At 55.0% G+C, this 26,300-nt stretch carries 29 protein-coding genes; 11 read left to right on the top strand and 18 right to left on the bottom strand.

The features are described 5' to 3' along the window. Positions 1–4: 4 nt before the first annotated feature. A complete protein-coding gene (locus IEW52_RS12700) occupies positions 5–187 on the bottom strand; it encodes a YnbE family lipoprotein (RefSeq protein ID WP_188630447.1) in 183 nt (60 codons plus the stop codon). Continuing rightward, positions 187–2,013, bottom strand: coding sequence for an intermembrane phospholipid transport protein YdbH family protein (locus tag IEW52_RS12695; RefSeq protein ID WP_229667944.1), 1,827 nt, complete (start codon positions 2,011–2,013; stop codon positions 187–189). The genes IEW52_RS12700 and IEW52_RS12695 overlap by 1 nt, the downstream gene beginning before the upstream one ends. A 74-nt stretch (positions 2,014–2,087) precedes the next feature. Here IEW52_RS12695 and IEW52_RS12690 point away from each other — a divergent pair, with 74 nt between their 5' ends. Then, complete coding sequence (locus IEW52_RS12690) at positions 2,088–2,444, top strand: DUF2500 domain-containing protein (protein ID WP_188630446.1); 357 nt, start codon at positions 2,088–2,090, stop codon at positions 2,442–2,444. On the opposite strand, the gene IEW52_RS12685 is transcribed toward IEW52_RS12690, so the two are convergent. After that, entirely contained in the window at positions 2,425–2,853 is a 429-nt protein-coding gene (locus IEW52_RS12685; RefSeq protein WP_188630445.1) for a DUF411 domain-containing protein, read from the bottom strand. The genes IEW52_RS12690 and IEW52_RS12685 overlap by 20 nt on opposite strands. Positions 2,854–3,007: 154 nt before the next feature. Here IEW52_RS12685 and IEW52_RS12680 point away from each other — a divergent pair, with 154 nt between their 5' ends. Then, positions 3,008–3,397 carry a SirB2 family protein gene (locus tag IEW52_RS12680; RefSeq protein WP_188630444.1) on the top strand — a complete coding sequence of 130 codons (390 nt, stop codon included), beginning with the start codon at positions 3,008–3,010 and terminating at the stop codon, positions 3,395–3,397. Between the two features lie 73 nt (positions 3,398–3,470). Here the strand turns inward: IEW52_RS12680 and IEW52_RS12675 are convergent, their stop codons facing one another. After that, positions 3,471–5,018, bottom strand: coding sequence for a M14 family zinc carboxypeptidase (locus IEW52_RS12675; RefSeq protein WP_229667943.1), 1,548 nt, complete (start codon positions 5,016–5,018; stop codon positions 3,471–3,473). A gap of 200 nt (positions 5,019–5,218) precedes the next feature. Here IEW52_RS12675 and IEW52_RS12670 point away from each other — a divergent pair, with 200 nt between their 5' ends. Both IEW52_RS12670 and ftsZ read left to right on the top strand, forming a co-directional pair. Continuing rightward, complete coding sequence (locus IEW52_RS12670; protein WP_188630443.1) at positions 5,219–6,178, top strand: helix-turn-helix transcriptional regulator; 960 nt, start codon at positions 5,219–5,221, stop codon at positions 6,176–6,178. Between the two features lie 72 nt (positions 6,179–6,250). Beyond that, positions 6,251–7,342, top strand: coding sequence for a cell division protein FtsZ (ftsZ, locus tag IEW52_RS12665; RefSeq protein ID WP_188630442.1), 1,092 nt, complete (start codon positions 6,251–6,253; stop codon positions 7,340–7,342). Positions 7,343–7,414: 72 nt separating this feature from the next. On the opposite strand, the gene gltS is transcribed toward ftsZ, so the two are convergent. From gltS to IEW52_RS12645, 4 genes are all read right to left on the bottom strand, one after another. Then, the gene (gene gltS / locus IEW52_RS12660; RefSeq protein ID WP_188630441.1) at positions 7,415–8,623 is read right to left on the bottom strand and encodes a sodium/glutamate symporter; all 1,209 of its coding nucleotides are present in this window, start codon (positions 8,621–8,623) and stop codon (positions 7,415–7,417) included. A 54-nt stretch (positions 8,624–8,677) separates the two neighbouring features. Continuing rightward, entirely contained in the window at positions 8,678–9,628 is a 951-nt protein-coding gene (gene hutG, locus IEW52_RS12655) for a formimidoylglutamase (protein ID WP_188630440.1), read from the bottom strand. A 27-nt stretch (positions 9,629–9,655) separates the two neighbouring features. Continuing rightward, positions 9,656–10,378: an IclR family transcriptional regulator gene (locus IEW52_RS12650; RefSeq protein WP_188630439.1), complete on the bottom strand. Its 723-nt coding sequence runs from the start codon at positions 10,376–10,378 to the stop codon at positions 9,656–9,658. 460 nt (positions 10,379–10,838) lie between these two features. Then, complete coding sequence (locus IEW52_RS12645; protein ID WP_229667942.1) at positions 10,839–11,957, bottom strand: endonuclease/exonuclease/phosphatase family protein; 1,119 nt, start codon at positions 11,955–11,957, stop codon at positions 10,839–10,841. Positions 11,958–12,025: 68 nt separating this feature from the next. On the opposite strand from IEW52_RS12645, the gene IEW52_RS12640 reads away from it, so the two are divergent. The 3 genes from IEW52_RS12640 to IEW52_RS12630 all read left to right on the top strand — a co-directional run bounded on the left by IEW52_RS12640 (position 12,026) and on the right by IEW52_RS12630 (position 13,985). After that, positions 12,026–12,322, top strand: coding sequence for a DUF3634 family protein (locus IEW52_RS12640; RefSeq protein ID WP_229667941.1), 297 nt, complete (start codon positions 12,026–12,028; stop codon positions 12,320–12,322). Positions 12,323–12,446: 124 nt separating this feature from the next. Further along, positions 12,447–13,124, top strand: a complete 678-nt coding sequence (locus IEW52_RS12635) for a hypothetical protein (protein ID WP_188630438.1) — start codon at positions 12,447–12,449, stop codon at positions 13,122–13,124. Positions 13,125–13,307: 183 nt separating this feature from the next. Next, entirely contained in the window at positions 13,308–13,985 is a 678-nt protein-coding gene (locus IEW52_RS12630) for a cytochrome b/b6 domain-containing protein (RefSeq protein WP_188630437.1), read from the top strand. Between the two features lie 124 nt (positions 13,986–14,109). On the opposite strand, the gene IEW52_RS12625 is transcribed toward IEW52_RS12630, so the two are convergent. From IEW52_RS12625 to IEW52_RS12585, 9 genes are all read right to left on the bottom strand, one after another. Beyond that, complete coding sequence (locus tag IEW52_RS12625; protein ID WP_188630436.1) at positions 14,110–14,685, bottom strand: YceI family protein; 576 nt, start codon at positions 14,683–14,685, stop codon at positions 14,110–14,112. A 30-nt stretch (positions 14,686–14,715) separates the two neighbouring features. Beyond that, positions 14,716–15,237 carry a cytochrome b gene (locus IEW52_RS12620; protein WP_229667940.1) on the bottom strand — a complete coding sequence of 174 codons (522 nt, stop codon included), beginning with the start codon at positions 15,235–15,237 and terminating at the stop codon, positions 14,716–14,718. A gap of 191 nt (positions 15,238–15,428) precedes the next feature. Continuing rightward, on the bottom strand, positions 15,429–15,887 hold the full coding sequence (locus IEW52_RS12615) for a c-type cytochrome (RefSeq protein ID WP_188630435.1): 459 nt from the start codon (positions 15,885–15,887) through the stop codon (positions 15,429–15,431). Between the two features lie 120 nt (positions 15,888–16,007). Beyond that, positions 16,008–16,514 (bottom strand): lipocalin family protein, encoded by a 507-nt coding sequence (locus IEW52_RS12610; RefSeq protein ID WP_188630434.1) that lies wholly within the window; start codon positions 16,512–16,514, stop codon positions 16,008–16,010. Between the two features lie 38 nt (positions 16,515–16,552). Next, positions 16,553–17,101, bottom strand: a complete 549-nt coding sequence (locus tag IEW52_RS12605; RefSeq protein WP_188630433.1) for a DUF1415 domain-containing protein — start codon at positions 17,099–17,101, stop codon at positions 16,553–16,555. Between the two features lie 35 nt (positions 17,102–17,136). Then, positions 17,137–17,568: a DUF3465 domain-containing protein gene (locus IEW52_RS12600; protein ID WP_188630432.1), complete on the bottom strand. Its 432-nt coding sequence runs from the start codon at positions 17,566–17,568 to the stop codon at positions 17,137–17,139. 29 nt (positions 17,569–17,597) lie between these two features. Continuing rightward, positions 17,598–18,236 (bottom strand): DUF3047 domain-containing protein, encoded by a 639-nt coding sequence (locus IEW52_RS12595; RefSeq protein ID WP_229667939.1) that lies wholly within the window; start codon positions 18,234–18,236, stop codon positions 17,598–17,600. Between the two features lie 48 nt (positions 18,237–18,284). Further along, on the bottom strand, positions 18,285–18,572 hold the full coding sequence (locus IEW52_RS12590; protein WP_188630431.1) for a DUF1294 domain-containing protein: 288 nt from the start codon (positions 18,570–18,572) through the stop codon (positions 18,285–18,287). Continuing rightward, on the bottom strand, positions 18,572–20,377 hold the full coding sequence (locus IEW52_RS12585) for an ABCB family ABC transporter ATP-binding protein/permease (RefSeq protein ID WP_188630430.1): 1,806 nt from the start codon (positions 20,375–20,377) through the stop codon (positions 18,572–18,574). The genes IEW52_RS12590 and IEW52_RS12585 overlap by 1 nt, the downstream gene beginning before the upstream one ends. 125 nt (positions 20,378–20,502) lie before the next feature. On the opposite strand from IEW52_RS12585, the gene zntB reads away from it, so the two are divergent. Beyond that, on the top strand, positions 20,503–21,468 hold the full coding sequence (gene zntB / locus IEW52_RS12580) for a zinc transporter ZntB (protein ID WP_188630429.1): 966 nt from the start codon (positions 20,503–20,505) through the stop codon (positions 21,466–21,468). Between the two features lie 213 nt (positions 21,469–21,681). Here the strand turns inward: zntB and IEW52_RS12575 are convergent, their stop codons facing one another. After that, positions 21,682–23,220: a TerC family protein gene (locus IEW52_RS12575; RefSeq protein WP_188630428.1), complete on the bottom strand. Its 1,539-nt coding sequence runs from the start codon at positions 23,218–23,220 to the stop codon at positions 21,682–21,684. A 490-nt stretch (positions 23,221–23,710) separates the two neighbouring features. On the opposite strand from IEW52_RS12575, the gene IEW52_RS12570 reads away from it, so the two are divergent. Genes IEW52_RS12570 through IEW52_RS12560 form a run of 3 tightly spaced genes read left to right on the top strand, consistent with a single transcriptional unit; the run spans position 23,711 to position 26,115 of the window. Beyond that, positions 23,711–24,457: a 5-oxoprolinase subunit PxpA gene (locus tag IEW52_RS12570; protein ID WP_188630427.1), complete on the top strand. Its 747-nt coding sequence runs from the start codon at positions 23,711–23,713 to the stop codon at positions 24,455–24,457. Then, entirely contained in the window at positions 24,454–25,170 is a 717-nt protein-coding gene (gene pxpB, locus IEW52_RS12565; protein ID WP_229667938.1) for a 5-oxoprolinase subunit PxpB, read from the top strand. The genes IEW52_RS12570 and pxpB overlap by 4 nt, the downstream gene beginning before the upstream one ends. Continuing rightward, positions 25,171–26,115 carry a 5-oxoprolinase subunit C family protein gene (locus tag IEW52_RS12560; protein ID WP_188630426.1) on the top strand — a complete coding sequence of 315 codons (945 nt, stop codon included), beginning with the start codon at positions 25,171–25,173 and terminating at the stop codon, positions 26,113–26,115. The last annotated feature ends 185 nt before the right edge of the window (positions 26,116–26,300 follow it).

Here is a 26,300-nt window from a genome sequence, read left to right as displayed (position 1 = left end):
CTCCTTAAAACAAATCCTGCTTTTGCTCAAACAGTTGTTCCAGCTCTCTATCAACTCGAACCCGAATTTCGTGATCGACTTTCACGTTCAAATTAACGGTAATCGGCTTGTCTGGCACCATTATTTCAACCCGAGGCGTACAGGCACTTAGCCACAGCAGGCCAATAATGGCCGTATATTTAATCATTACTCGCTCTCCCCCTGTAATCTGGCTGGTAACCGCTCACTCAAATCCTGGGCGAAGCGCAGACTGGCCAGCAACTGTAACAGGTTTTCCTGATGGTGATAATTGAAGTTAACCGGGTGCATTTTGCCCATCACCGGCGCCCGTCCGTGCAAACTGCTGTCGATGGTCGCTTCACCGGTACGAGCCATCGAAATGGTGGCGGTAAGGCGGTCATAGCGTAAATCACTGAGCAAGCCCAAGGTTAACCCCAGTGACATATTGGTCTCGCCGGTGGCGACTAGCTGATCGTTGGCCTGATAGGAAACCCAGCCCTGATCGCTATGAACTCGGCCATGGGTCACGCTGATGCCCCCATCGAATGCAAAGGGTAACCGGCCGTGCAACTGCCCCTGACCGGTTAACCCGTTTACGTTGGCATAACTCAATATTTGCTCCAGAGAGATATTGCTGGCATGCAGCTCCCCCGTGGGCGTGGCGGACAGCGCCATGGGTGACAACGCCAGCTGACCACCCAAGGCCTGTGCCGTCAGCCCCGATAACCAGGGCCCCTGCGCCCGCCAATGTAGCGCCGCATGAATATCGGTAATGGGTATCCCTACGTTCAGCTTGTCTATCGACACGGCCTGAGGTCCCAGACTCTGCAGCCCCTGTTTACTCCAGCTTAATTGAAGTTTAGCCGTCACGCGCTCGGCCAGCATGTCGCGATAACCGAGCTGCCCGTCTTGTAGCCGGGCTTTCACGATCAAGGGTTGTTGGTTATCAAGCAGATTCGGGGTGGAAAGTGAAAGCTGCACCTGCCCTGCCTGTGGCGCGACGCCTACCGGCAAGCGCAGCCAGGTGTTGAGCCACGACCACAGACTGACGGCAGACAATCGCTGCGTCGGTATTTCAAGCGCCAATTGCCCGTCGTTATGCTCGCTATAGTGCCAGGCGCCGTTCAATTGCACATCTTTGGCCAGGTCCAGCAACAGGGTGCCACGCAGCTGATCGCCAGGCTCACCATGTAACTGCAATGCGCCCGCAGGCAACGGCTGCTGTTGCCACTGCCCTCGCTGCCAGCTCAATCGTCCCCGCCAGGGATCCGTTAAAGAGATATCCCCCTCTGGCGCCAGCTTCAGCCGATGAAGCGTCAATGTTTTCCATTGCAGGCGATCTATGGTCAGTTGCGAGTTTGGTTGCAAGCGCCATTGATCGCGCACCTGTCGAGCCTGCAATGCCAACTGCCAGTTGCCACGCAATGGCGTGGGTAACACACCGTTTACCTGCAGAGTGAACGGCTGATCCGGCTGCCAACCCCCGTCCAAGGTGAGTGGCTGGTGCAAGTCCGGGGTCAGCAAAACGCCGGGCAGCTCGCCCTGCCAGCGCCAGCCCGACCGCTCGGGTATGATGCTCAGCCGGGTCGCACCGGCACCCGTCTGCCATAAAACCTCAAGATGCTGTTGCCGATGCTGCAACTCGGCGGGCCCGCTGACCACGCCTTGCGGCAGGTGCAGGGTGAGAGTCTCTATCTGAAAATCAATGGCGGGCAGGGTCAGTAGCAAGGACAGCGCATCTGCCGGCGGTCCGGTTGGCTCAGGGTGGTCGGGTTGACTCCGCGAGCAGGAAAGATCCAGGCTTAACTCTGCTAAGCGTCCTGTTAAGTTGCCGTCTTCAAGCGTCATGGTCAGCCCGTGGGCGGCTTCTTTGGGGCAGGCCGGTACAGTGGCTCGCTTCAGGCTGGCCTGCACCTGCCACTCGGCCGGTAATGACAGTCCCAGCGCCGGCGCCGACCCCAGTAACAGTCCCCACAGCAACAGCCATATTCCCTGTATCCTTAGATCATTCAAGAGCCACCTTCATCAAATTGGCTTGCGTCCTGTTCTACAGAGATTAAGCTGAACAAAACAGCGCGGGGGATTCAATGAGTAAAATTGTATTCTGGGGCATCATCCTCATTGCCATGATTATTATTGGCCGACGGCTCTACGCGTACTTTCACAATAATGCGCAGTCACCACATAGCATGCAGGTATTGGTGGTGGATAAACACACCCGCGAATTCATGGGGAAAACCCAGCCGCAGCAAACCGAACTTCCCGCCCCCAGGGTTAATTATTACGTGATCTTTCGCCCCCTGGAAGATGCCGACGAGCGCGAATTTCAGATAAGCCAGCATCTTTATGAGCAGCTCTCCCCCACGCAAACCGGCACCCTGGTGTTCAGAGGCAGCCGTTTTATCGCTTTCGAGCCCGATAGCTCTAGCCAGGATAACGGCTGAATACCTGGGTATTACCCTGCTTGTCGAAGCTCAGCACTTCGTAAGGTGATCCCGGAATATCCATGCCCGGGGCACTTTGCGGCATGCCGGGAATGGTCAGGCCCTCAACGTCGGGCTGTTGTTGCAATAACTGACGTACATCGGTTGCCGGCACATGACCTTCAATTACGTAGCCTTCAATCAAACCGGTATGGCAGGACGCCAGCTCGGGGCGAACGCCGGCAAGCTTTTTTATCGGTGCCATATTATCTCTATCGATCACCGTCACCTCGAAGCCCGATTCCTGCATATGAGTCACCCAGTCTTCACAGCAGCCACAGCTGGGTGATTTATATACGGTAAGCGGCGCGGCCAGTACCGGCACCGACAGCACGCTTGCTACCAGAGCATATAAAGATTTTTTCAGCATGTTATTCCTCGTTTCTCGTCAACTTTCATCATAAAGAACGCGCAAGATAAAACGGACTATCCCTTAAAACCTTGATCTTGCCCTGCATTTCACACTACCACAAAACCGGTTCCTGCTATCATGGCGCCATCTTATTGTCTTTCGTGGAGTTATTATGTCTTACATGGCCATTAAACATGCCCACATGATGTTTGCACTGCTGAGCATCATTCTCTTTATGTTACGCGCCTGGCTGGCGGTACCCTCACCGGCCCGCCTCAATAACAAGCTGCTGAAAATACTGCCTCATATCATAGACACCCTGCTGCTGGCGTTCGGTATCTGGTTGGCGGTACTCAGCCAGCAGATTCCGTTTGGCAACAGCCCCTGGCTGACCGCCAAGGTCATCGGTCTGGTGCTGTATATCATAGTGGGTACCATCGCCATCAAACGCGGTAAAACCCGCGGTCAGCGCCTGATCGCCGCCCTGGCCTCCATTGTCATTTTCGCCTACATCTATGGCGTCGCCATCAGCAAGTCGCCATTATCCTGGTTGGTACTGTAAGCATCGATAACGCATGAAACGACCAGAGGCAGTCACTGCCTCTGGTCGTCTGCCGCTCGTTACAACCTGCACATCAAGGCGCCTCTGCAGCAGTCTCAATTACCGGATAAACCGGAAACTCGCCTAACGCCAACCATGGCCACTCAGCTTCCTGATACAAGGCATTGGCCGAACGCGGGTCCAGCATCAAGGCGGCCAGCGGCGCGAGAGGTTGATTCATGGGAACCAGCAAATCACCCGGTTGCAGGGTCAGGCTTGCTCGGGTCACCTCGACGTCTGCCTGTACCTTCTCCCGCACTCCGGGCCGAGACTTCGGCTGAACCCGCAACCCCGTTATAACCAGCTTATCAACCTGTAATGTGCGGGCTGTCGCCTGTGTGGTAAAGGCAATATGGTGCCTGGCCAGCCATAGGGCCAGGCGTTCTCGCTCGCGGGTGATGGCATAGGCCGCCGGTAAGGCAACCGGTTTCCGGCTAACCACCGCATCGTGATTGGCAAAGCGATGCAGGGCTTTATGACCATCGGCAAAACGCACCAGGGGGATCTGTACCTCGGGCTGCCGGCCATTAACGCCAAAACTGACTCCCATCGACAACACCTGCTCTCCCTCGGCGCCGGATGTCCAATGCTGGCGCGCGTCACGGGACACGGTCAGCAGAGTGTCGGTCTCGTCGGCAACAAGCTGCAACATGGCCAGCATGCTCACATGCTGTTTACGCACCCGCTCGGCAATATTACGCGGCGTGTCGTAGCGTCCATCTTTATTGTCGAGTCTGTTTTCTACCAGTATCGACACCCGCCCCTGCATGGCGGCATAGTTACGCAGGTTGGTGATCCCAAGCCCCCCTCGGGCCACCGATTGCTCCAGACGGGTGATTTCTCCACGATAACGGCTGGCGGGCAAACCGGCAGCCGACACCCGTTCAATGAGGGCGGGCAGCAAGCGGTGCTCGGTGTAGTCATGCAGGGCATGATCAATATTGGGGTTGTTTCCCATATCAAACTGCGCCTCAACGTCGGTCATCCAACCCTGCTCTTTGGTCAGTATCCGCTTCCAGATGCCCGACTCGTGCGCGTCATACACCACATCCGGATTAAAGCTATGCAAGGCGTCCACCAGCAACCGGGTTTCACTGGCCTGCAGGGCCACATAATCGATATTGGTATTGTCGTTATTGGCATTGTGGCGAGCAGTCAAATCCCGGCCGTCGGGATTGGCCATGGCCACCAGCACCAGGTTAAGCCGCTGCAACAGGGCCGGATGCTGTCCCGCGACCAGTTCCCGCGCCAACTGCAGCATCGCCTCGGCGCCCGCCGGTTCGTTGCCATGTTGCGAGCCAAACATCATCACGGTGGCTTTGCCGGTTTCATTGGCGGGATGCTGCAGGAAGGCAGCCGAGCCGGAAAGCAAGAGCGCTTCTATCGGCCGACCACCGGCGGAGGGGCCCAATTGCACTAATTTGGCGTGATCCGAGGTCTTATCAAGAGCGGCCAGGTAGTGGCTAATCATTTGACTGTCGGGTAACGACTGTTTTTTGGTCTGTTCAAAGGGCGTTTTCGCGACTGGATCTGCCCAGACCAGACTGCTTGCAAGCAGCCACAACAGCATGAATTTTTTCATATCACCCTCGATAACATGTTTTAACTTCAATAACTTACATACATAAGCACAGAACGGGAGTCATAGCCAGACAGCGTCAGAAACAGACCATAAAAAAAGGAATGTAGAAAAACAGCGACAGTCTCTCTCGTAAATGATGCGACAGAAGTTGTCACACCCTCCATCTAGGATAGAATCATACCAAGCAAGAGGGCATCACCATGAGTAAGAAGCTATTAAGACAATTGACCCTGGCGCGCTGTGTTCCTTATCGTCCGTACAAGCTGACCGCACGCCAGCTGCAAGAAAAACTGGAAGAAGAAGGTATCCAGGTAAGTCTGCGCACCGTACAGCGCGACCTGGAAGAAATGTCCGGCATGGGTTTGTTTGATCTCACTTCAGATGATCGCAGCAAACCCCACGGCTGGTGCTTTGAACGCAATGGTTTGAATGATTTTGCCAACTTTATGCCGCTGGGCCTGGCGATGGCGCTCAAGACCTGGAACGACCAGGCCGCCGATCTGCTGCCCGCCAGCGTACTAACCGAATTGAATCCGATTATTGATAAAGCCAACCAGGTGATTAACGACAGTCAGAGTGAACTGGCCGGTCGCTGGATGGAAAACGTGGTTCGTCTGCCCAAGCCATTTGCCGGCAGCCCGGAAATTCGCCGCGCCACCACCATTCGTGATGCGCTATGGCGTGGTCGCAAGTTCAGCGCCGAAATCAAGCGTGTGATCAAGGGCCGTACCGTCTGGTTGCGTTACGAGCAGGTCAATCCGCTCGGCATTGTCGGCCGCAAAGACGGAACCATGCTGCTGTGTACCGTATCGGACATGGACCCCAAGATTTACGGTATTTCCTTTGAACACATCAAGGAAGTGGAGCTGACCAGTCGCCCGGTAACGCAACCCCGCGAGTTCAGCGTCAATAAATTGATCCGTGAAAAGGGCTATCACGAAGAGTCCGACACCATTCACTTTGTGGGTCGAATTACCAACCCGAATCGCGCCATGATTGAAACGGCGATTCCGGGCAACAACCCCAGGTTGACCCGTTACGACAAGCAGAGCATGATGGTAGAAACCGAGGTCAAAGACTCGCCCGAATTTCGCCGTTGGCTGACCGACATGGCGGGAAAAGTCGAGATACTGGCGCCAGAGTCATTAAAAAATAGCTAAGCTGTTTATTATCACCACCTTAATTTGCGGGGCTGACTGATTCAGCCCTTTTGTTTTTCCACGGAGTACCGGATGAACGACCACCTCTTTTTCGAACCGGCCGAACCGGATTGTGATGCTATTAATATCGGCGTGATCGGCGTCGGCGGTTGCGGTGGTAATACCGTCAATCTACTGGCCGACAGCGCCCTGCCCGAGCGGGTCAGTATTGTGGCCATGAATACCGATGCCAAGGCATTGCAACAAAGCCGGGTGAACATTCTACAACTTGGCAAGGTACTGACTCGCGGCCTGGGTGCCGGTGCTCAGGCAGAGATTGGCAGCCAGGCAGCAGAAGAAAGTATTGACGAGATCCGTGCCCAGTTAAGGGGCGCGGATTTATGCTTTATTACCGCCGGCATGGGCGGTGGTACCGGCACTGGCGCCGCCCCCATCGTCGCCAAGGTGGCACGAGAGCTGGGTATCATGACGGTCGCCATCGTTACCCGTCCCTTTGCTTTTGAAGGCAAGTTGCGCGCCAAGGCCGCAGACGAAGGTCTGAAGATTCTGGCCGAACACACCGACGCCCTGCTGGTGCTGCCCAACGATTATCTGCTCAAGGTGCTGGGTGCCAAAACGCCCCTGCTGCAAGCCTTTACCGAAAGCAGCAAGGTCATTCAAAATGCCGTCAAGGGATTGGCCGACATCATAGGTCAGACCGGTCTCATCAATATCGACTTTGCCGACGTGCGCACCATCATGCGCCAGCAAGGCAAGGCAGTCATGGGAATTGGCCTGGGCACGGGTGAAAACAAGGTAGCAGATGCCACCTTGCAGGCCCTGAACAACCCGCTACTCGAAAAAGTAGAGCTGGAGCGAGCGCGTGGCGTACTGTTGAACGTAGTAGCCTCTATGGATATAGGGCTGGACGATTTTCAGAAAATTGGCGACCAGGTTGCCGAGTGCGTGGGTGAATATGCCACTGTGGTGTCCGGTATCAGCCTGGACCCCAACCTGACTGACAGCATACAGGTCACCATGATTGCCACCGGCATTCAGCCGCCGCAAGAAACCATAGCGCCGACTCAACCACAGCCGCAGGCTCAAGCTGTCGCGGAGCACCCCACAGAACCTACGCCTGAAGGGCTGGATATTCCGGCCTTTCTTCGCCAACGTCAGCAATAACAAAAAAGGCCGATGCAATGCACCGGCCTTTTTTTACTTCTTGGTTTTCACTTCTCGGGCTTGGTGTTTACCTTAGCCAAAAACGTTCAGACACCAGGTAATGGCTGGAATCGCCACGATATCGATCAGCACGGCCCCACACAGCGGCGCCACAATAAAGGCCTTGTGTGAAAACACCTTGTAGCGATCACATACCGCGCCCATATTGGCCACCGCATTCGGCGTGGCTCCCAGTCCGTGGCCGACAAAACCGGCACACAGCACGGCGGCATCGTAGTTTGCCCCCATCAACCGGAACATCACGAACACCGCCAGCAGAATAATCGCCAGGGTCTGCACCAGCAGAATAATCAATAATGTCCAGCCCAGATCTGCCAACTGCCACAGTTGCAACGACATCATCGCCATGGTTAAAAAGATACCCAGACAAAAATCACTGACCGCATTGATGGCATTGTCAGGCAGTGTCACCAGCGTCAGTTTGTCGTTCAGATTACGCAGCACAATCGCGATAAACATGGCGCCAACATAAGATGGCAATATGATATCGAATTGACCACGTAAGTTGCCGCTCAGCCAAAGACCCGCCACCATGGTACAGAGCACCACTGCCACAATTTTCAGCAACAAGGTGCCGGTAATGGTGGCTGCTGTCGGGCGTTCAGTCTCCTTCAGGGCTTGCAGATCATGCACTTGCTCCGCATGAATATCGACCTTGTGACGACTGATCAGCACGCGAGCAACCGGCGCCCCCAGCAAACCACCGGCCACCATGCCGAAGGTGGCGGCCGCCAAGGCAGCCGTGGTGGCACCGGTCACACCCAGCGCCTCGGCTTCAGGCCCGAAGGCCGCCGCTGCACCAAAGCCGCCTTCCAGCGACACGGCGCCAGCCATCAGCCCGAGCAGAGGATGTTCGCCCAGCAGGGAGGCAATGCCGATCCCCAGGCCATTCTGCAGCAACGCCAGCATCCAGCAAGCCACCAGATAGATACCCAGCACCTTGCCGCCTTTTTTCAGTAATCCCAGGCTGCCACCCAGGCCAACGGTGGCAAAAAACGCAATCATCAGCGGGGTTTGCAGCGCCGTGTCAAACTGGAATTCCACGCCACCCCAGCTACGGGCGGCCCACACCACAAGTGCGAAGCCAAAGCCACCGATCACCGGCGCCGGTACACATAATTGATGAAGCAGAGATACTTTGCGCTGCAGTACCAGACCCAGCATCAGCAGCAAGACCGCAAGGGCCGTGGTGTTCATCACATCCAGCGTAATGAGGTTCATCTTATTTCCCTATATTTACAACTAATTACAATAAAAATCGATATGACCAAAAACTCATCCGGCGAGGCGGGCCAACAAACGGGCAGCCACCCGGGCCGTGCTCGAATGGCGATCCCGGGCCGGATTCAGCTCGGCGATATCCGCCATCATCATCTTGTTACTGGCCTTGATGCGCTCCAGCGCATATTCCAGCAGCCCCAAATCCATTCCTCTTCCGGCCGGTGCGCTCACGCCCGGTGCCAGGCTGGCCGGCAACACATCGAGACACACGGTGACATAGAGCACATCAACTTCGTCGATGGCCTGATCCAGTGCCGTCATCAGCGGTTGTATATCCCAGTTATTCAGCTGTTCATCCAGCACGATGCGCGTGCCCAGCTGGCTGGCCCGATCAAACAGGGCGTCGGTATTGTGATAACGGCTGACACCAATACAGGTGTAATGGAACGGAAGCCCCAGAGATTCACACAGTGCGGCACACTGATTGAACGGCGTACCTGAACTGGCCTTGGCCGAGCGGCGTAAATCCAGATGGGCATCAAAGTTGATAATGCCGATACGAGGAGGGGTTGGCTGGCGACTCAGGTGCTCAACCAGACCATTGAAACTGGCATAGGCAATTTCATGACCGCCCCCCAAACCGATCACCCTGTGCCCGGCATCCATAAAGGTGGCCACCTTGTGAGAATACAAAGCCTGAGCGGCTTCCAGCTCATCGGCGTGGCAATACACATCGCCGCCGTCATAGAGTGGAGTGTGCAGATGCCAGGCCAGATTGGCGGTGGCAGAGCGCAGAGCCTGAGGGCCTGCTGCTGCACCCACCTGCCCTTGATTGCGAAGCACGCCGGCATCACAACAAAATCCCAGCAAGACCAGCCCCGGGGCCTGCTCATCTGCGGCGGCTTGCACTTGCTGATGCCAGCGGCGAGCCAGCTCGCCTTCTTCATTGTCTACCCGCCCTTGCCACAAAGACATGTCGGCCACTTGATGTCTGGTTTGGTCCATTGCTACCTCTACTCCTGATACAAACAACTAATAACTTATCGCTCCCAGGCGCGCCGCTGCATCGCAAGTCCAGCGAATCCACTGATTCTGATTTCCAGCCACCCGATCGGCAGGAGCCATCAGGCTGATGGCGCCAAGCAAATGATCCCTGCTGCCCAGTACCGGTGCGCTAACGCCCCAGACTCCCTGGTCAATTTCATCCTGTGATACCGCATAGCCCAGCTCCCGCACCTGCGCCAGCGATCGAATCATCCGGGTGCGCTCTGCTAATGGCAGCTCTGCCAGTACCTGCTCGCGCAGGCTCTGGTCCATGAACGCCAGCAAGGCTCTCGCACTGGCGCCATAGCGCAACGGCTGGGAATAGCCTTTCTGGTAGCAACAACGCAGCGCCTGAGAGCTGTCGATCATCTCGACACACAGCGCACGGTTGCCAGAAACCATCATAAGGGCGGCACTTTCACCGGATCGTTCTGCCAGCTCGGCCAGCAAGGGCCGCGCCCAGGTCAGCACACTGTTCTGGTGCTCAAAACCTGCGGCCAGTTGTACCGCCATGGGGCCGGGAGCATATTTGCCACTTTGGCGTTCCTGAACCAATGACCAGCGACCCAGCACCGCCAGATAACGGTAGGTGCTGGACAGTGGCAGTCCGGTAAGCTCGGCGAGTTCGCGGGCAGTCAAGGCACCAGGCGCTGTGACCAGAACAGACAGCAGCGTAAATACCTTGTCCTGGGAGCTGGTTTTGGTAGTCATGACGCTCTCCTTCTCGATGCACATTGCCTGATTAATCGGCGGTGTAAAATTAAATTCTCACTATACGAGAATAAAATGTGAATAAAGTGCTAAATTTCCAATAAAAAGCGATTTAAATCACCCTGGCTTAACTTTTACGTTCAATATTCGACAGTAAGATAACAGGCACACAACAGACACGAACGGCGCTGATAACGTCGCTATCGCCGAATGAAAAGAAGAGGCAGGGAGAGGAATTCGGGCAAGAAAAAGGGCAAGCCAATTGGCTTGCCCGCAATGAAGAATACCAGCTGTTTATTCATTTCACCAAAACGAATAACTGAACTTCGAAAGCAATCTAGGGTCTCGGCAACCATTAAATAGCCAAGCACACTGAAAACCCAGCATTGATTAGTCAATGTTTGATATTGCTCGCGTTATTCAGCTCCGGTGTCATAAAAGCGTGAGCATACTCACAGCACTAAAGAGCCAGATCCACCCAGACCAGGCGATGATCCGAACTGGCTCGGCGATCTGGCCAGCCATTTTTATTCCAGAACCAGTGCGCATTTTCTTGATGAGGTTCGGGCCAGTAAACACCACTGGCCAACGGCTGCAAGCGGGCACTGGGCAATACATAATCGAGTCGCAGCCCCTGGCTATGGGTCCAGTATCTGGGAGATCCGGAACGACGGCTCTTTTGCCTGAGGGCAAAACCCCCATCAGAGGCCGGTCGCAGTCGCCCCAGCGCCACGGCATTATTGAGTCGGGGGTCGGCCAGCAGCGCCTGAATGCCCTCACGAAAACCGTCACCATCCTGAGGATCGGCGTTTAAGTCACCCAGAATAACAAAGTCTTCGTCTGGGTTAAGCCCGCCCATGCCACCGGCATCATCGGTAATATAATGGCTGTGTTCCGGCCTGATGTAGTCATGCCACAGGCGCAGCTCGTCGTGATTACGACAGCTGTTGCGCCGCTCCGGCCCTTCATCTATCGGTGGCGCCGGATGACAGGCCAGCAAATGCAGTACTCGCCCATTGGGCAACTGCACCGGCAAGTCGATATGATTTTTGGACGACAAGGGCAGATGCTGCAGCACGGCGGCACTGTAATAGCTTCCCTCAGCAGCCTGGGGCAGCCGAGCACCAGGCATGTCCCGCCATAAAAAATGACGAAAGCTACGCATCGGCTCACGCAATAGCGGAAAACGTGAGAGCACCGCAAAGCCGTACTGTCCGTGAAAGCAGCCAAAGCCCAGACCATCGGCAGGCAAACCGGGTCTGCCCTGGCCGTGCAGGGCCAAAGGCGCCAGCAAGCCTGTATTGGTCGGCACCAGATAACGATAGGGGTAATCGATGCCCTGCTCGCCCCTGGCCAGATAATCACGGCAAAACAGCTGTAAATGGCGATCGTCTTTTGCCTCGCCATCATGATCAAATTCGTTGATCAGTACGATATCTGGCCTGATTTTCTGCAAAATACGGGCGATATGACGAGGTTGACGGTGCCCGGCGGACAGCTCTGCCGCCAGCTGTCCGGCACGAGGCCTGTCCAGGGCGACATTGAAAGTAGCGACTCTGATTTTTAATGGCAACATCATGCGTAACTTGCCTTTATGGTTCAAACTGTCATCATCTTTCCATTAACTGCTGCTTTTCAAGGATGAAAATGATGTTCAGCAATATGATACTGGTTTCGTTTGCGTTGTTCGGCTTGCTGTATCTGCTGCGCCGGCGTCAGGAACGCTTTCTTATTACCATTGAAGGAATACACGTTAAGGTAAAACGTGGTCAGCCTCCTCAAGCCCTGATTTTGCATTGTCGGCAACTGCTGCAAGATGCCCGTACCCTGAAAGGGACCATTCGCGGTATGAAAAAAGGGAATGGCATTATACTCAGCTGTTCCCGCAGCATTCCTGCTTCTTATCGCCAGGACATTCACTTGTTTTGGCAACAGCAGCCATAAGGAGACAGAAAGTGCCTCTGCAACACTCAAACGCCGTAAAATGGTCGAAAAGTCATATCAATACCCTTGACCTGAACCCGATTTCCCGCTTTGCTGGGTATATTATTCTCGATGAGGTTAACCTATGAAATTGTATCCCTTATTACTCTGTGGTCTTCTGGCTGCCTGTTCCAGTCAGTCGCCTTCTGAGCAGACCAGCAAATCTCAGCCAAGCACCGGCACCCAGGCCTCCCAAAACCAGGCACCTCAGGACGTCAAGCTAAAGGGTGAGTTTGCCCAAATTGACGTTGCTAAATCCCAGCAGGCCATGGATGCCATTACCGGCGGTAACGGCGACATCATCAATGATATTCTGAAAAGCCCTAACGACTACGCTCCACCGGTGTTATACCTGATCTCGGCCATCATGTTCGACAATGACTATCAGGAACAGGCCACCTTCTGGTTTTATGCCGCCCAGCTGCGTGCACGCAGCGATGCGAACAAGTCGGCCGACAACACGGCACATGCCGCCGTCAGCCAGCTTAATCAACGCTTTGGCGCCAAGATCACCCCCTATGCCATGAGCAACCCCGATCGTTTAAAAGCCATCGTCAATCAGGTACTGGAGTGGGATGGCGAGCAAAATCGTAACTACGATGCCCGCTGGATTGCCCTGCAGAGCAAGGATGTGCTCACCGAAAGCAAAGTCAACTTTGCTCCTCGTGACAAATGGCAAGAAATCAACGTCCTCACCCGCAACCAGTTTCGTCAAGGTCTGGAGCAGGCATTAGCCAAAATCAAGTCGCCTGGCGCCCAGTAAGTCACCTTCTGCTGTCACAAACATCCCGGCTTTGGCCGGGATGTTTTGTTTTGTGTTCCTGATATTTTTCAGATTAATAAAGACGGTCGTCACACTGGTGCACATCAACATAAGCATGAACTTAAACAATATTCGTTCTCACGTTAGAATGGCCGAACATTCACGTTACAGGAGAACAGCTTCATGAACAGCTTGCCCCCTAACCCCATCAAAGTGTGGGATTGGTCTATTCGGGTTTTTCATTGGAGCCTGCCCATACTGCTGTTTCTATTATGGCGCTCGGCAGGCGACGATATGGACCGGCATATGCTGTTCGCCCAGGCCTTGCTGGCCCTGCTGACCTATCGCATTATCTGGGGCTTTATCGGCACGCCTTATGCCCGCTTCAGTCACTTTATCTATCATCCCAAGCATATCGTTAATTATCTGCGAGCCAGCATCAGACCCAACAAGCCGGTCTACCTTAGCCATAACCCGCTTGGCGGCATCATGGTGCTGGTGATATTGGCCACCTTGCTGTTTCAGCTGACCACAGGTTTGTTTGCCAGCGACGATATTTTTTATAATGGTCCGCTGTATGACTATGCCTCCGGCGCCACCACAGATCTGATGACCGGCTGGCACAAGAACTGGTTTTATCAAGGCATACTGTTCATTATCGGCCTGCATGTACTGGCCATCATCTTGTATCGATTGCGGGGCGAAGCTCTGGTTAACGCCATGATTACCGGCCATAAACAAGTCCCCGACGGTCGGCTGGCCGATGCTGTCTCCTCGAATGAACGCTTTCCCTGGCTGCGCTTTATTGTGGCAAGCCTGCTTGCCACAATACCGGTCTGGGTACTGTTCCATTATCTATAGCTGTTCGCTGTTTCCTTACGCCAGCAAAGAAAAGCCCGGAGCCAAGGCTCCGGGCTTTTTAATGAGGTAATAATCCGCCGATGCGGAATAACTCCTCACTTCAGGCGGGGTTCTCGCCTGTTGTTTATTGACGAACACCTTCAAGATGAAACTCGAGATGAACAGTGGCCGCCGCAGGACCTAAATCGTAATTCATGCCAAAATCTGCCGGCTTCAATTCCATTTCGCCTTCAAAACCCCGGCGATAACCACCCCAGGGATCTTTACCTGCACCCACTTCTTCAATTTCAAACTCAACGGCTTTGGTTACACCGTGCAGGGTCAGATCACCCTTCACTGTGTATTCGCCATCGTCATCGTCTTTGGTGACACTGGTACTCTTGAAACTGGCTTGCGGAAACTCCTTCACATTCAGGAAGTCGTCGCTGCGAATGTGACGGTCACGTTCGGCATGGTTGGTATCGACACTGCTGGTATTGATGGTCACTTCGACGCTGTTGTTGGCGGCGTCGTCTTCGTCGAATACAAAGCTGCTTTTAAAATCATTGAAGCGCCCGACCACCCAGCTATAGCCAAGATGGCTGACTTTGAAATTTACCGACGCATGCATGCCTTCAGTATCGGCAACATAGTTTTCTGCGGCGGCAAACGCCTGAGGGGTCAGTACCAGCAAAGCAGCTGCAATCATGGTTTTTTTCATCGTTACTCTCCTTGGGGTTATCCTGTTCGATTAAAGCATTCGCTTCAGGGTCACGTCTTTATCCAACCAGTGATGCTTGATAGCCGCCGCCGCATGCAGGACAGACAAACCAATCAAGGACCAGGCACAATATTCATGTATTAATCCTGCAATATCTTCCTGGTTTTCAAACGCCGTCATCAATACCGGAATATCGAACCAGCCAAAAAAATTAGCGGGGCGATTATCTGCGGTAGCAACCAGATAGCCACTGATAAATAAACCGAACATCAACCCATATAGCACCCAGTGGGTGGCGCGCGCCAAAATACGCTCCCAGGTTTTATGGGTTGATAAATGGCCAGGCTGACGAGTGACACCGCGAACGAATAAACGAACCAGTATTAGAAACAACAATAAGAAACCGACGCTTTTGTGCCAAAAAGGCAGCACCTGGTAAAGGGGATCATAATAGCCCAGGTTGCGCATCCACAACCCAACGGCAAACAGCCCCACCACCAGCAATGCGCTTAGCCAATGCAGAAGACGCATTGAAATTGAATATTTGTGCATGGCGAAACCGCCTCCTTCTTGCCGCTCGTTTTATCACCATGATATGGCGTATAGCATGAGTCTACTGCCTATTATGTCATTTTAAAAACAGGCTTTGTTATAAAGCACCTTGGGCCATGAATCACTGGCGATTCTGCCTGGGCCAAAGTGAAAAAAAGGGCCTTAAGGCCCCTTATAATCAAACCAAAGACTTAATCACGATAGTCATCATGGCAGGCTTTACAGCTTTTCAGCATCTTGCCAATCGCCGGGCGCGCCTTGGCAGCATCAAAGTCAGACTCACCGGATGCGGCGATCAGCTCTTGCAGAGCGCTGCCAAAGGCTTTGCCCTTGGCGCTGAAATCATCCATATCTTCCCAGGCGGCAGGCAACATATTGCTTTCTTTCACGCCCTGAGTCGCCGGCACATAGGTTTCACCCAGCAACTTGGCTACATTTCCCATGTTTAACGCCCGCTCGTGTACGGTATTGGCATCAAACTCGATTTCACCTTTCGCCATGGCACCCATCACCTTGGCCTGAGCACTCATCACCTGATAAATAGACTGACGATATTTAACCAGATCATCCGCCTTGAACAGCTCGGACTGGGCAATAGCCGTAGTGGCAAACAGACCGCCAATAGCGACCAGTGCGATTTTTTTCAGCATCACTTGCTCCTTTTTTTTGTATTTCAGTTCGTGTAAATCAGATTGTTATCAATTAGCGACTAACGATAGTCCATCAAATAATGCAAAGCTACCGGCAGAATATCACGCTGTGCGCTGGTTCTATTGTTTTACCCAAATCAGCTCTTTGGTAGCAAAACCCAGCACTTTCGCCTTGTCGACGAACTGCGCTTTCAATTGCGGGCTAACCTCGGGCTCCCGAGCCAATAACCACAGATAATCGTGGTTATAGCCGGAAACAAAGGCGTATTCATAATTATCATCCAGCTCAAACACCACGTAAGAGCCATAAAAAGGGCCAAAGAAAGACACTTTAAGGTGAGCTTCCTGCTCATCATTCACAAAGTAGGCTTTACCTTGTGCTTGTTTTCGCTCGCCACTGTCGGCATCCACTCCGCGGTTAATCACCTGAATGCCACCATCATCCCGCAGCTGATACTCGGCCGTTACTTGCTCCAGCCCTCGTTCAAAGGAGTGATCAAGCCGCGCAATTTCATGCCAGGTGCCCAGATACCGCTTGGCATCAAAATTCTGGACCGGCGACACCCCATCGGGCATACCGGTACAGCCCGCCAGCAAACCGATCAGGCACATTAGTAAAATACGCATCTTTTCTCTCCATTCTATTAAAGTCACATGTCAGCCACTTAACGCCTGGTACAGTGTGCCAGTAATCTGGAAAAAAATTCACTGCCCTTACGACGGGCAAACTGGATATTACGCTCGGGGATAGACTCGGGATGGTCGTAACTGGCCAACGCTTGTTCCATGCTGGCTTCACGAATTATATGCAGCGTAGGATATGGCGAGCGATTGGTGTAGTTGGCGGCGTCGTCCTGGGGTTCGCCGTCAAAGCAGTAGTCGGGATGAAAACTGGCCAGCTGATATTTACCCTCATACCCTTGCTCAAACAGCGCATCATTGGCCAAATCAACCAAATCCAGATAGGCATAAAAACCCTCAAAGCCACGGGGCACTATCATCAAGGTGGTTTCGACGGTCGGCTGTTCATCCAGCAAGGCGCACTCGGCCAACAACGCCTGCAACACGGCTTTTATCTTATGCTGTTCCACCACTACATACCGAATACTGGCCCGTTCCACTTCACGGCGGGCGAAGGGGCAGAGATTGTATTTCATGATCACCTGCTTCACCCAGTTTTCGGTGTGCGCTATGTATTGTTGCTGTTCCGACATGATTGAGCTCTCTGTGCAAATAACCAAGGGCAGGCTTATTGATAACGTTTGCCATTATGCTTCAGCCAGCCACCCGGGTGGTATCCTTTAGGGTCGTGATGGGTCCAGTGCACCACACCGCCTTTTTTGTTCCATTCATACTCGCCGTAAAATGCCACCCTGTCGCCTACCTGCAGGTCGTTGATGCGCGGCGCCAAATCGATATTATGGGCAATCAGCAGCGTCTGGCCGCTCGGCAACGCCAATATAAAACGCTGATGGCGCGAGCCCTGGTTGTCATCCGCCAGCAGGCGAATCACTCGGCCATCGCCTGCTACCTGCACATCACTCTGCCGGTTCTGGTACGCCTGCGCGAGCGGATCGGTGGCGGCCTGGGCGCTTGATACAAGGGTAAAATTCGGCGGGAGCTGAGTCAGGTTGCCGGCAAAGCCAAGGCATATCAGCAGGGAAAACAGGATTCTTTTCATTTGTGAATTAACCTCGTTATGGACTAATGTCATTCGCGGGTAAACACCAGACTCGTATAATAGCCGATGGCGCTGCTCTTGCTATTATCGGCGTCGGTCATAATGGCTACGGCGTCAATATAACGAAAGTCTTTACCAAACAAGCGCCGTAGATCTGCCTTGATATTACGCTTTTCGCTTATCCAGCCATCACCATGCTGTCGATTACGCAACGCCAGCATCATGGCCTTGTCGCCGGCGAAGGGGTTTTCCCAACTTTGCCCCACCTCGGCCTGCTGTGCCCAGACATAGCTGATGGCTTTACTGCTCAGCCGGGTCCAGCCGTCGCGCACCACCACATAAACCCGCACCGAAAAATCGTCCCCCGACTTCGCTCGCTCATTGGTCACCGTCGGAAATTGCTCTACCCGCCAGCGCCAGCTGAGCCAGGGGGTCGCATCCAGATCGATGCGTTGCTCATAGAAAAGACCCGACGCCGCCGCCCGGCTACTGGCTCGTATCACCTGCTGCTGCAATTCGGGGGCGAACTCCAGCCGATACTCGGTCTCGCCGGCAAAGCGCTTGTGCTCCCAGCCAAGCATGGCCGCCGGTGAAAACTCCAGCGCCTGTACCGCGCCAGCCAGCCATAAATAGCCGCATAAAGACATTAAAAAAGTGCGCGTCAGCATAATGACATCCTCAACCGTGATCCTTCAGCCAGTATAGGCGCTGGCCGATCACCCTCGAAAACATGGCCATGCGGCTATCAGCACCACCAGGTTGCACACCACCGTTAACCAGAACAATCGGCGAAACGACACTTTCTGTGACTTGTGCCTTAACCAGCGCTGCGCCAGCCAGGCACCCGGCCAGCCGCCGGCCAATGCCCACAGGTGCAGCGTGCGTTCGCGAATGCGCCAATTTCCTCTAATGGCCGCTCGTTTATCCCAACCATAAAGCAAAAAAGTGATCAGGCTGAGCAGCACATACACAGCAGGCAATACCGTCCACCATGCCAGCGGCATCACTCTGGCTCCTTTTGTTGCTGTTGCAACTGCCACAACCGGGCATAACGGCCTTGCTTTGCCAGCAGCGCCTGATGACTGCCCTGCTCCACAATACGGCCCTGATCCATGACCAGAATATGGTCCGCGTCGACGACCGTAGACAGCCGATGCGCGATCACCAGGCTGGTCTGGCCGCGCGACACCTCGCGAATGGCCTGCAGTATGCTTTGCTCCGAACGGCTGTCGAGGGAGGAGGTGGCTTCGTCAAACACCAGTATCGGCGGGCGCTTGAGAATGGTACGGGCAATCGCCACCCGCTGTTTTTCGCCCCCGCTGAGCTTGAGCCCGCGCTCGCCCACCAGGGTATTGGCCCCCTCGGGCAAGCGGGCGATAAAATCATCCAGATGCGCCAGCCGAATGGCCTCGGCAACCTCATCATCGTCGGCAGTGATGCGACCATAGCGAATGTTGTCAAAAATAGAAGCGTTAAACAGCACCGTATCCTGGGGCACAATGCCGATGGCCTGACGCAACGAGCTTTGCGTGACGTGGCGTATATCCTGACCGTCGATCAGCACGCCGCCTTCATCCACGTCATAGAAGCGAAACAACAGCTTGACCAGGGTCGACTTGCCGGCGCCACTGGCCCCCACCACGGCCACTTTTTGCTGTGGCCTGACGGTAAAGCTGACCCGGTCCAGAATGGGGCGCTCTGGCCCATAACCGAAACTCACATCACGGAACTCGATTTGCCCCTGGCTAACGGCCAAGCTGCCCGCATTTACGTCATCCTTAATCAATGGCGCACGGCGTAACAAGGCGAACATACGCTCCACATTGGCCATGGAGCCTTTCATTTCCCGATACACGAAGCCTAAAAAATTCAGCGGTAAAAACAGCTGCATCATAAAGGCGTTAATCAGCACAAAATCCCCCAGCGTCATGGTACCGGCCACTACATTCTGCCCGGCCAGTATCATCATCACCGTCATGGCGATGGCGATAATCAGCGCCTGCCCGCCATTGAGTGCAAACAGGCTCAGACGATTATTGCGCCTGGCCTGCTCCCACTGCGCCAGGTCACTATCATAACGCTCGGCTTCAAACTGCTCGTTGGTAAAATACTTCACCGTCTCGAAATTGAGCAGGCTGTCTACGGCACGGGTATTGCTTTGAGAATCGGCCAGGTTGGCCGCCCGCACGTAGCCGGTACGCCAGTCGGTGGCAATCACAGACCAGCCGATATACAGCACCACGGCAATCAGGGTCACCAGCGCAAACCATATCGAATAGTTGACCAGCAACACGCCCACCACCAAGGCAATTTCAAACAGGGTCGGCACTATGTTGAACACCATGAAACGCAGCAGAAAGCTGACCCCCGACACGCCTCTTTCTACATCCCGTGATAAGCCGCCGGTATTGCGATCCAGATGAAAACCCAGCTCCAGCCGATGCAGATGTCTGAATACCGTTAAGCCGATACGGCGCATGGCTCGCTCGGTCACGCGGCCAAACAGTGCGTCGCGCACTTCACCCAATAACACATTGGCAAAACGCACCGCTCCATAGGCCAGCAACAACCCCAGGGGCAGTACCAGCAACTTGCTACCCGTGCCACTGTTGACGCCCGTGTCCATGGCATCAACGATATGCTTGAGAATAAACGGCAGTCCGACACTGGCCACCTTTGCCGCCACCAAACAGGCCAGCGCCAGCCCGATACGCAGCCGGTATTCCAGCAGATACGGTAACAAGGTACGCAGGGTTTGCCAGCTGAAAGAGCCGCCCTCCGCCTCGGGATTAAAAGAACCGCGTCGCATACGTCCGCCTGTACAAAAAGAAGATCATGGGTCCATGATACCTTGTTCGGCACCCTGATATCGCATGCTTCAGTTGAAACCTCTTTAGTGTAAGCTGGGGTATCAGCACGAGAGAAGGACGGATAATGGAACGGGTGCCAGATAACAGTATTTACAGCCTGCAGCTGGACGGGTGCGGCGGTATGCAACCGCTTGTTGCAGGCGCCGAGTTACCGGCATCAGCACCGGCCTGGCTGCACCTGGACTACGGCCAGCCACAGGCAGAACGCTGGCTGCAACAAACCGGCCTGCTGAACGACAGCGCCCGCGAGGCACTGCTCGGCCAGAGCAACAGACCCAAGCTGATACGCCAGGGGGAGAATCTGTTGCTGATTTTGCGCGGTATCAACCATAACAAAAGCGACCGGCCGGAAGAAATGGTGGCGCTGCGCATCTTCATCAGCCCCCAGCTTATTCTCAGCAGCCGTCGCCGGCCGCTGCTGTCGGAGCGAGACGTATATGAACAATTCGCCACTCAAGACGGTCCGGTGAACCCGGCAGACTGGCTGGTGGAGATTTGTGATGCGCTCACCGACCGCGCCGGCGAATTTGTCGAATCTCTGCACGACAACATTCTGGAACTGGAAGAGGCGGTGCTGGAAAACGACATGCCCGCCAGCGGTCAACTGGGCCGTATTCGCAAGCAGCTGATCATGATCCGTCGTTACCTTTCCCCGCAGCGGGATCTGGTGGCACGGCTGGCCAGCGAGAAAATAACCTGGCTGAATGACGACGATCGCCGGCGTTTACTGGATATTGCCGACCGACTGCGCCGCTGGCTGGATGATCTGGACGCCGGCGTGGCACGCACCGCCGTGCTGGCGGACGAGATCAACAATATCATGGCCGAGGCCACCAATCGCCGCGCTTATCAAATGTCCATTATGGCGCTGCTGTTTTTGCCGGCCAGCTTTTTAACCGGCCTGTTCGGCATCAATCTGGCCGGCATGCCCGGTGCCGATAATCCCCTCGCCTTCTGGATGTTTTGCCTGATACTCACCGGGCTGGCAGTCGGGTTGGGAGTCTGGCTCAAACTCAGGCGCTGGTGGTAGCCCGCGTACCCGATTGCAATGATTTATGCATCATCAGGGTCTGCTTTGAACATTCTGCTTGCCGTTTATCAGGGAGGCATACCATGAAACCATTGCTTGCCAGCCGGACCAAACCGGATGATCCTGAATTACAGGCGGCCATCAAGGCGGTGTTATAAGTGATGAATAAAAAAACGGCGCCCTTGTGGGCGCCGTTTTTACAGGTCAAGCGTATTAGGCAGCGGCCGCTATCGGAGTGATCCGTACCTGGGCGATACGAAAATCAATCAACTCCACCACTTCAAAGCGCAGATCTTCATGTTCAAACACCGCACCTTCCACCGGCAACTGACCACTCCAGGCCAGTAGCATGCCCGCCAAAGTGGCATATTCGTCATCGGGGTCCACCAGACCTCGGCGAGACAGTACCTGCTCCAGATAGTGCAGATCGGTACTACCCTTGACCAGCCAACCGTCGCCTTCACTCACCACTTCCGGGTCTTCGTCTTCATCGAGAAATTCGCCGACAATAGCTTCCAGCAGATCGTGGGGCGTTACCAGGCCCTGAATGGTGCCAAACTCATCATTTACCAGCACCAGGTTGCCTCGGGCGTCACGTAATACGTTGAGCAGACGGATCACGCTGATGCTGTCCGGCACGATAATGGAATCGTTGCCTTCGGCCAGCTCGGTCAGGGTTTTACCTTCTTTGAGTCCGGCCATCAAATCCTTGGCTCGTACCACACCCAATAGATTGTCCAGCTCGCCATCGCACACCGGAAACTGGCTGTGAGAAGACGCCATCAGCTCCGCCAGCACTTCTTCGCGGCTATCGGATACATCCAGCCAGACAATATCGGATCGCGGCGTCATCACGGTACGGGTTGAGCGCTCGGCCAGCGACAGTACACCGCTGATCATGTTGCGCTCTTCTTCGGCAAAGCCCTGTTCCTGGGCTTGCTCCTGGGTCTGCTCCGGCTCGTCATGCGCATGATTCTTGCCGCCCATCAAGCGAAAAATGGCCGCGGTAGTACGTTCGCGCAGTGGCTGACGGGCTTCTTCCTTGGCGGTGTTGCGCTGGGCCAGCTGATTCAGAAATTCGATCATGATCGAGAAACCGATGGCGGCATACAGGTAGCCCTTGGGAATATGGAAGCCGAAACCTTCCGCCACCAAACTGAAACCTATCATCAACAGGAAGCTCAAACACAGCACCACCACGGTGGGGTGCGCGTTGACGAAGTCGGTCAAGGACTTGGAAGCGGCCACCATCACCAGCATGGCCAGCACCACGGCCGTCATCATCACCGGCAGGCTGTCGACCATACCCACGGCGGTAATAATGGAGTCGAGCGAGAACACCGCATCCAGTACCAGTATCTGGGCAATCACGACCCCAAAGCCGGCATATACTCCACTGGTGCTGGTTTCGTGCATCGAGCCTTCCAGTCGCTCGTGCAGCTCGGTGGTGGCTTTGAACAGCAGAAAAACGCCCCCTGCTATCAGGATCAGGTCGCGGCCGGAGAAGCTCAGTTCTCCCAAGGTGATCAGCGGCGTGGTCAGCGTGACCAGCCAGGACACCACGCTCAGCAGCGCCAGACGCATAATCAGCGCCAGCGACAGTCCGATAATGCGTGCCTTGTCCCGCTGATGCGGCGGTAGTTTCTTGACCAGGATGGCAATAAATACCAGGTTGTCGATACCCAGTACGATTTCAAGAATAATAAGTGTCAGCAAGCCCGCCCACATAGACGGATCCATCAGGAATTCCATGATTTACCTCTTAAGAGAATGTCGATGAGCAGTTCAATAGACTGCGCGAGCCATACCGAAAGCATCAGTATAGTTAGGGCGGCAAACAAATCCGGATGGAGCGGCAAAAGCCGAAAACAGCAGAACACGGGAGGAAGGTGAAAATTCAACAACTTGTTGCAAGCAACTTCGCGAGCAATCCATATAGTACACCGGCGATTGACCGGACCTCTGGTTAAAATGAACGCATATCATAATCACAAAAACGAGGCTGGCAAGACTATTTAATGTTTCTCCGGCTCAACGTCAAAAGATACGCTCGACAAGGTACACAAAACGATTGCCGTTTTATCGTTTAAAATGACGTATCTGACTGGGTAGCAGCCAGGCTCATGATGCCAGATAACCATGGAGTCTCGAGCCTGATGGACCGCCGCAAAACAAGATTAGTCCGCCGGCACAGGGTAAAATAGGCTGCTCGTGTTTGTTTTTATCTATAGGGAGTCGTTTTTTGGCTACATTACTGCTCAACGCCGATATGGGCGAAAGCTTTGGCTGCTGGACCATGGGCCAGGATGAAGCCGTGCTGCCCTTTATCGACCTGGCCAATATTGCCTGCGGTTTTCATGCCGCCGACCCGGATACCATGCGCCGCACCGTGCAACTGGCACAGCAACATCAGGTAAAAATCGGCGCCCATCCAGCCTATCCGGATCTGGTGGGCTTTGGTCGTCGATCGCTGGCATGCACCCCTGACGAAATAGAAAACATGGTGCTGTATCAGCTGGGGGCGCTGGACGCCCTGTGTCGAGCTGAGGGCACGCGGGTACATTACGTTAAACCTCACGGCGCCCTGTATAACGACATGATGCGGGATAAACACAAGCTGGCGGCGGTAATGAAGGCGGTAGCCGCCTTTGATATCAGCCTGCCGTTGATGCTGATGGCCACGGCCAACCCTGCCCCGAGCCAAGATCTGGCCACCCGCCACGGCATTAGCCTGTGGTTCGAGGCTTTTGCCGATCGCGCTTACGACGCCACCGGTTTTCTAGTATCCCGCTCCTTGCCCGACGCCGTGCATCACCACCCCGCCCTGATCGTCGAGCAGGCTCGGCGTATCGCCACCGGCGAACCGTTGAGCGCCTGTGATGGCAGCGAACTGCGGTTGCAGGCGGATACCCTGTGTGTGCATGGCGATAACCCCGAGTCCATTGCCGCGGTGAAGGCCATTCGTCAGCTGCTGGATACACTGCCATGAGCATGAGCCCCCAACCCCGGCTGGAAAATGCCGGTATAGATGCCTGGCTGGTACGGCTGTTCGACGATATAGACGAACGCAACATGGGCTGGATCACCTCCCTGGTAAGCGCCTGCAAGCGAGCCTTTGGCGAACGACTTATCGATGTGGTGCCCTCTTACACCACGGTATTGGTGCAATTTGATGTCTTGCAGCTGGAACATGCCCAGGCTCGTCAGCTGTTACACACCTTGCTGGCCGAGCTTGAACCCGACGGCACAGACCAGACCGCCTCCATTACAGAGCTGCCGGTCTGGTATCACCCCAGCGTAGGGCCGGACATGGCGCATCTGGAGCAACACACAGGGCTAGATACGGCAACCTTGATCGCGCTGCACAGCCAACCGGTTTATCGGGTATTTGCCCTGGGGTTTGCGCCCGGCTTTGCCTTCATGGGCAGTTTGCCCGCTCAGCTTGAGCTGCCCCGACTCGAACGGCCACGGTCATCGGTGCCCGCCGGCAGTGTGGCCATTGCCGGTCGCCAAACCGCCGCCTATCCCAATGCCTCACCCGGGGGCTGGAATCTGTTAGGCCGCACCTCGGCCAGGCTGTTTGACGCCCAGCGAGCGGGGTTGAGCTTATTACAGGTAGGCGATCGGGTGCGCTTTGTGCCAGTCACTAAAAGCGAATTTGAACGTCTGGGTGGCGACAGCACACCCATAAGAGAGCCTTAATTGTTACACGGACAGTTAACCATTACCCGACCCGGACCATTAAGCACGCTGCAAGACGCAGGACGCTTTGGCGTGCGCCACCTAGGGATAACCCAGGGTGGGCCGGCCGACGTACAGGCCTGGGCCTGGGCTAACTGGTTGCTGGCTAACCACTGGGGTAGCCCGGCACTGGAAATTACTCTGGGTGGGCTCTCGCTGACGGCCGAACAGCATTGCAGACTCGCACTGTGTGGCGCCGATATGCAGGCCCACCGTAATGGCGAGCCGCTGGCGAATGGCCAAGCCTTTACTCTGGCGGCGGGTGACATATTAACGCTGGGCATGGCGCGCTCTGGCGTGCGAGCCTATTTGGCGGTGGTGGGTGGCTTTATCGCCCAGCCCATATTAGGCAGCACCGCCTGCGTAATGCGGGATCAATTAGGTGGCCATCTGGGTGATGGCAGTAAACTGGCGGCAGGCGACACCCTGGTATTTTCACCCGCGCTTTCCGAGAGAAACATACCGGATCGTCACCTACCTGCCCACGCCCTGCCTGACTACGGTGCCGAGCCCACACTGGCCTTGATCCCGGGCGCGCAGTGTCGCTTTTTTGATGATCACAGCCTGATCAATGCTTTTAGCCAGCCCTGGCGTGTGGATCCTCGATCGGATCGCATGGGGATCCGGCTGCAAGGCCCCATGCTGCACTGCAACATCGATAACTTAATCTCGGAAGGCTTAGCCCTGGGCGCGGTGCAGGTACCACCGGACGGCCAGCCGATAGTGCTGTTGAATGATCGTCAAACTATTGGCGGCTATCCACGTTTGGGCACGCTCACGCCTTTGGCCTGTGCGCGGCTGGCGCAATGCCAACCGGGTCAATCACTGAGCCTCACCACCACCACCGCCGCGCAGGCACAAGCCGAGTATCGGCACTTTAGGGGCGCGCTAAACACACCGTCGTAAGCGTTACGCGCTACGCCGTACGCAATATTGAATGCGTATGAAAGACGTGCCGCTGCGCGCCACCTGGGTAGTCTCCTCCGACACGCTTCAGACAACTCCGTTGCTCACGGGAGGGCAGAGGGTATCTGCTCAGCCGACCATCCACGCCAGGGATGGCGCGGTCTGAGCCTACATGGAGGTATTCA

The sequence above is a fragment of the Oceanisphaera marina genome, from assembly GCF_014643915.1.
GTDB classification, from domain to species: Bacteria; Pseudomonadota; Gammaproteobacteria; order Enterobacterales; family Aeromonadaceae; genus Oceanimonas; species Oceanimonas marina.
The sequence above is the reverse complement of the archived record's forward strand: the minus strand, read 5'-3'. Positions and strand labels throughout refer to the sequence as shown.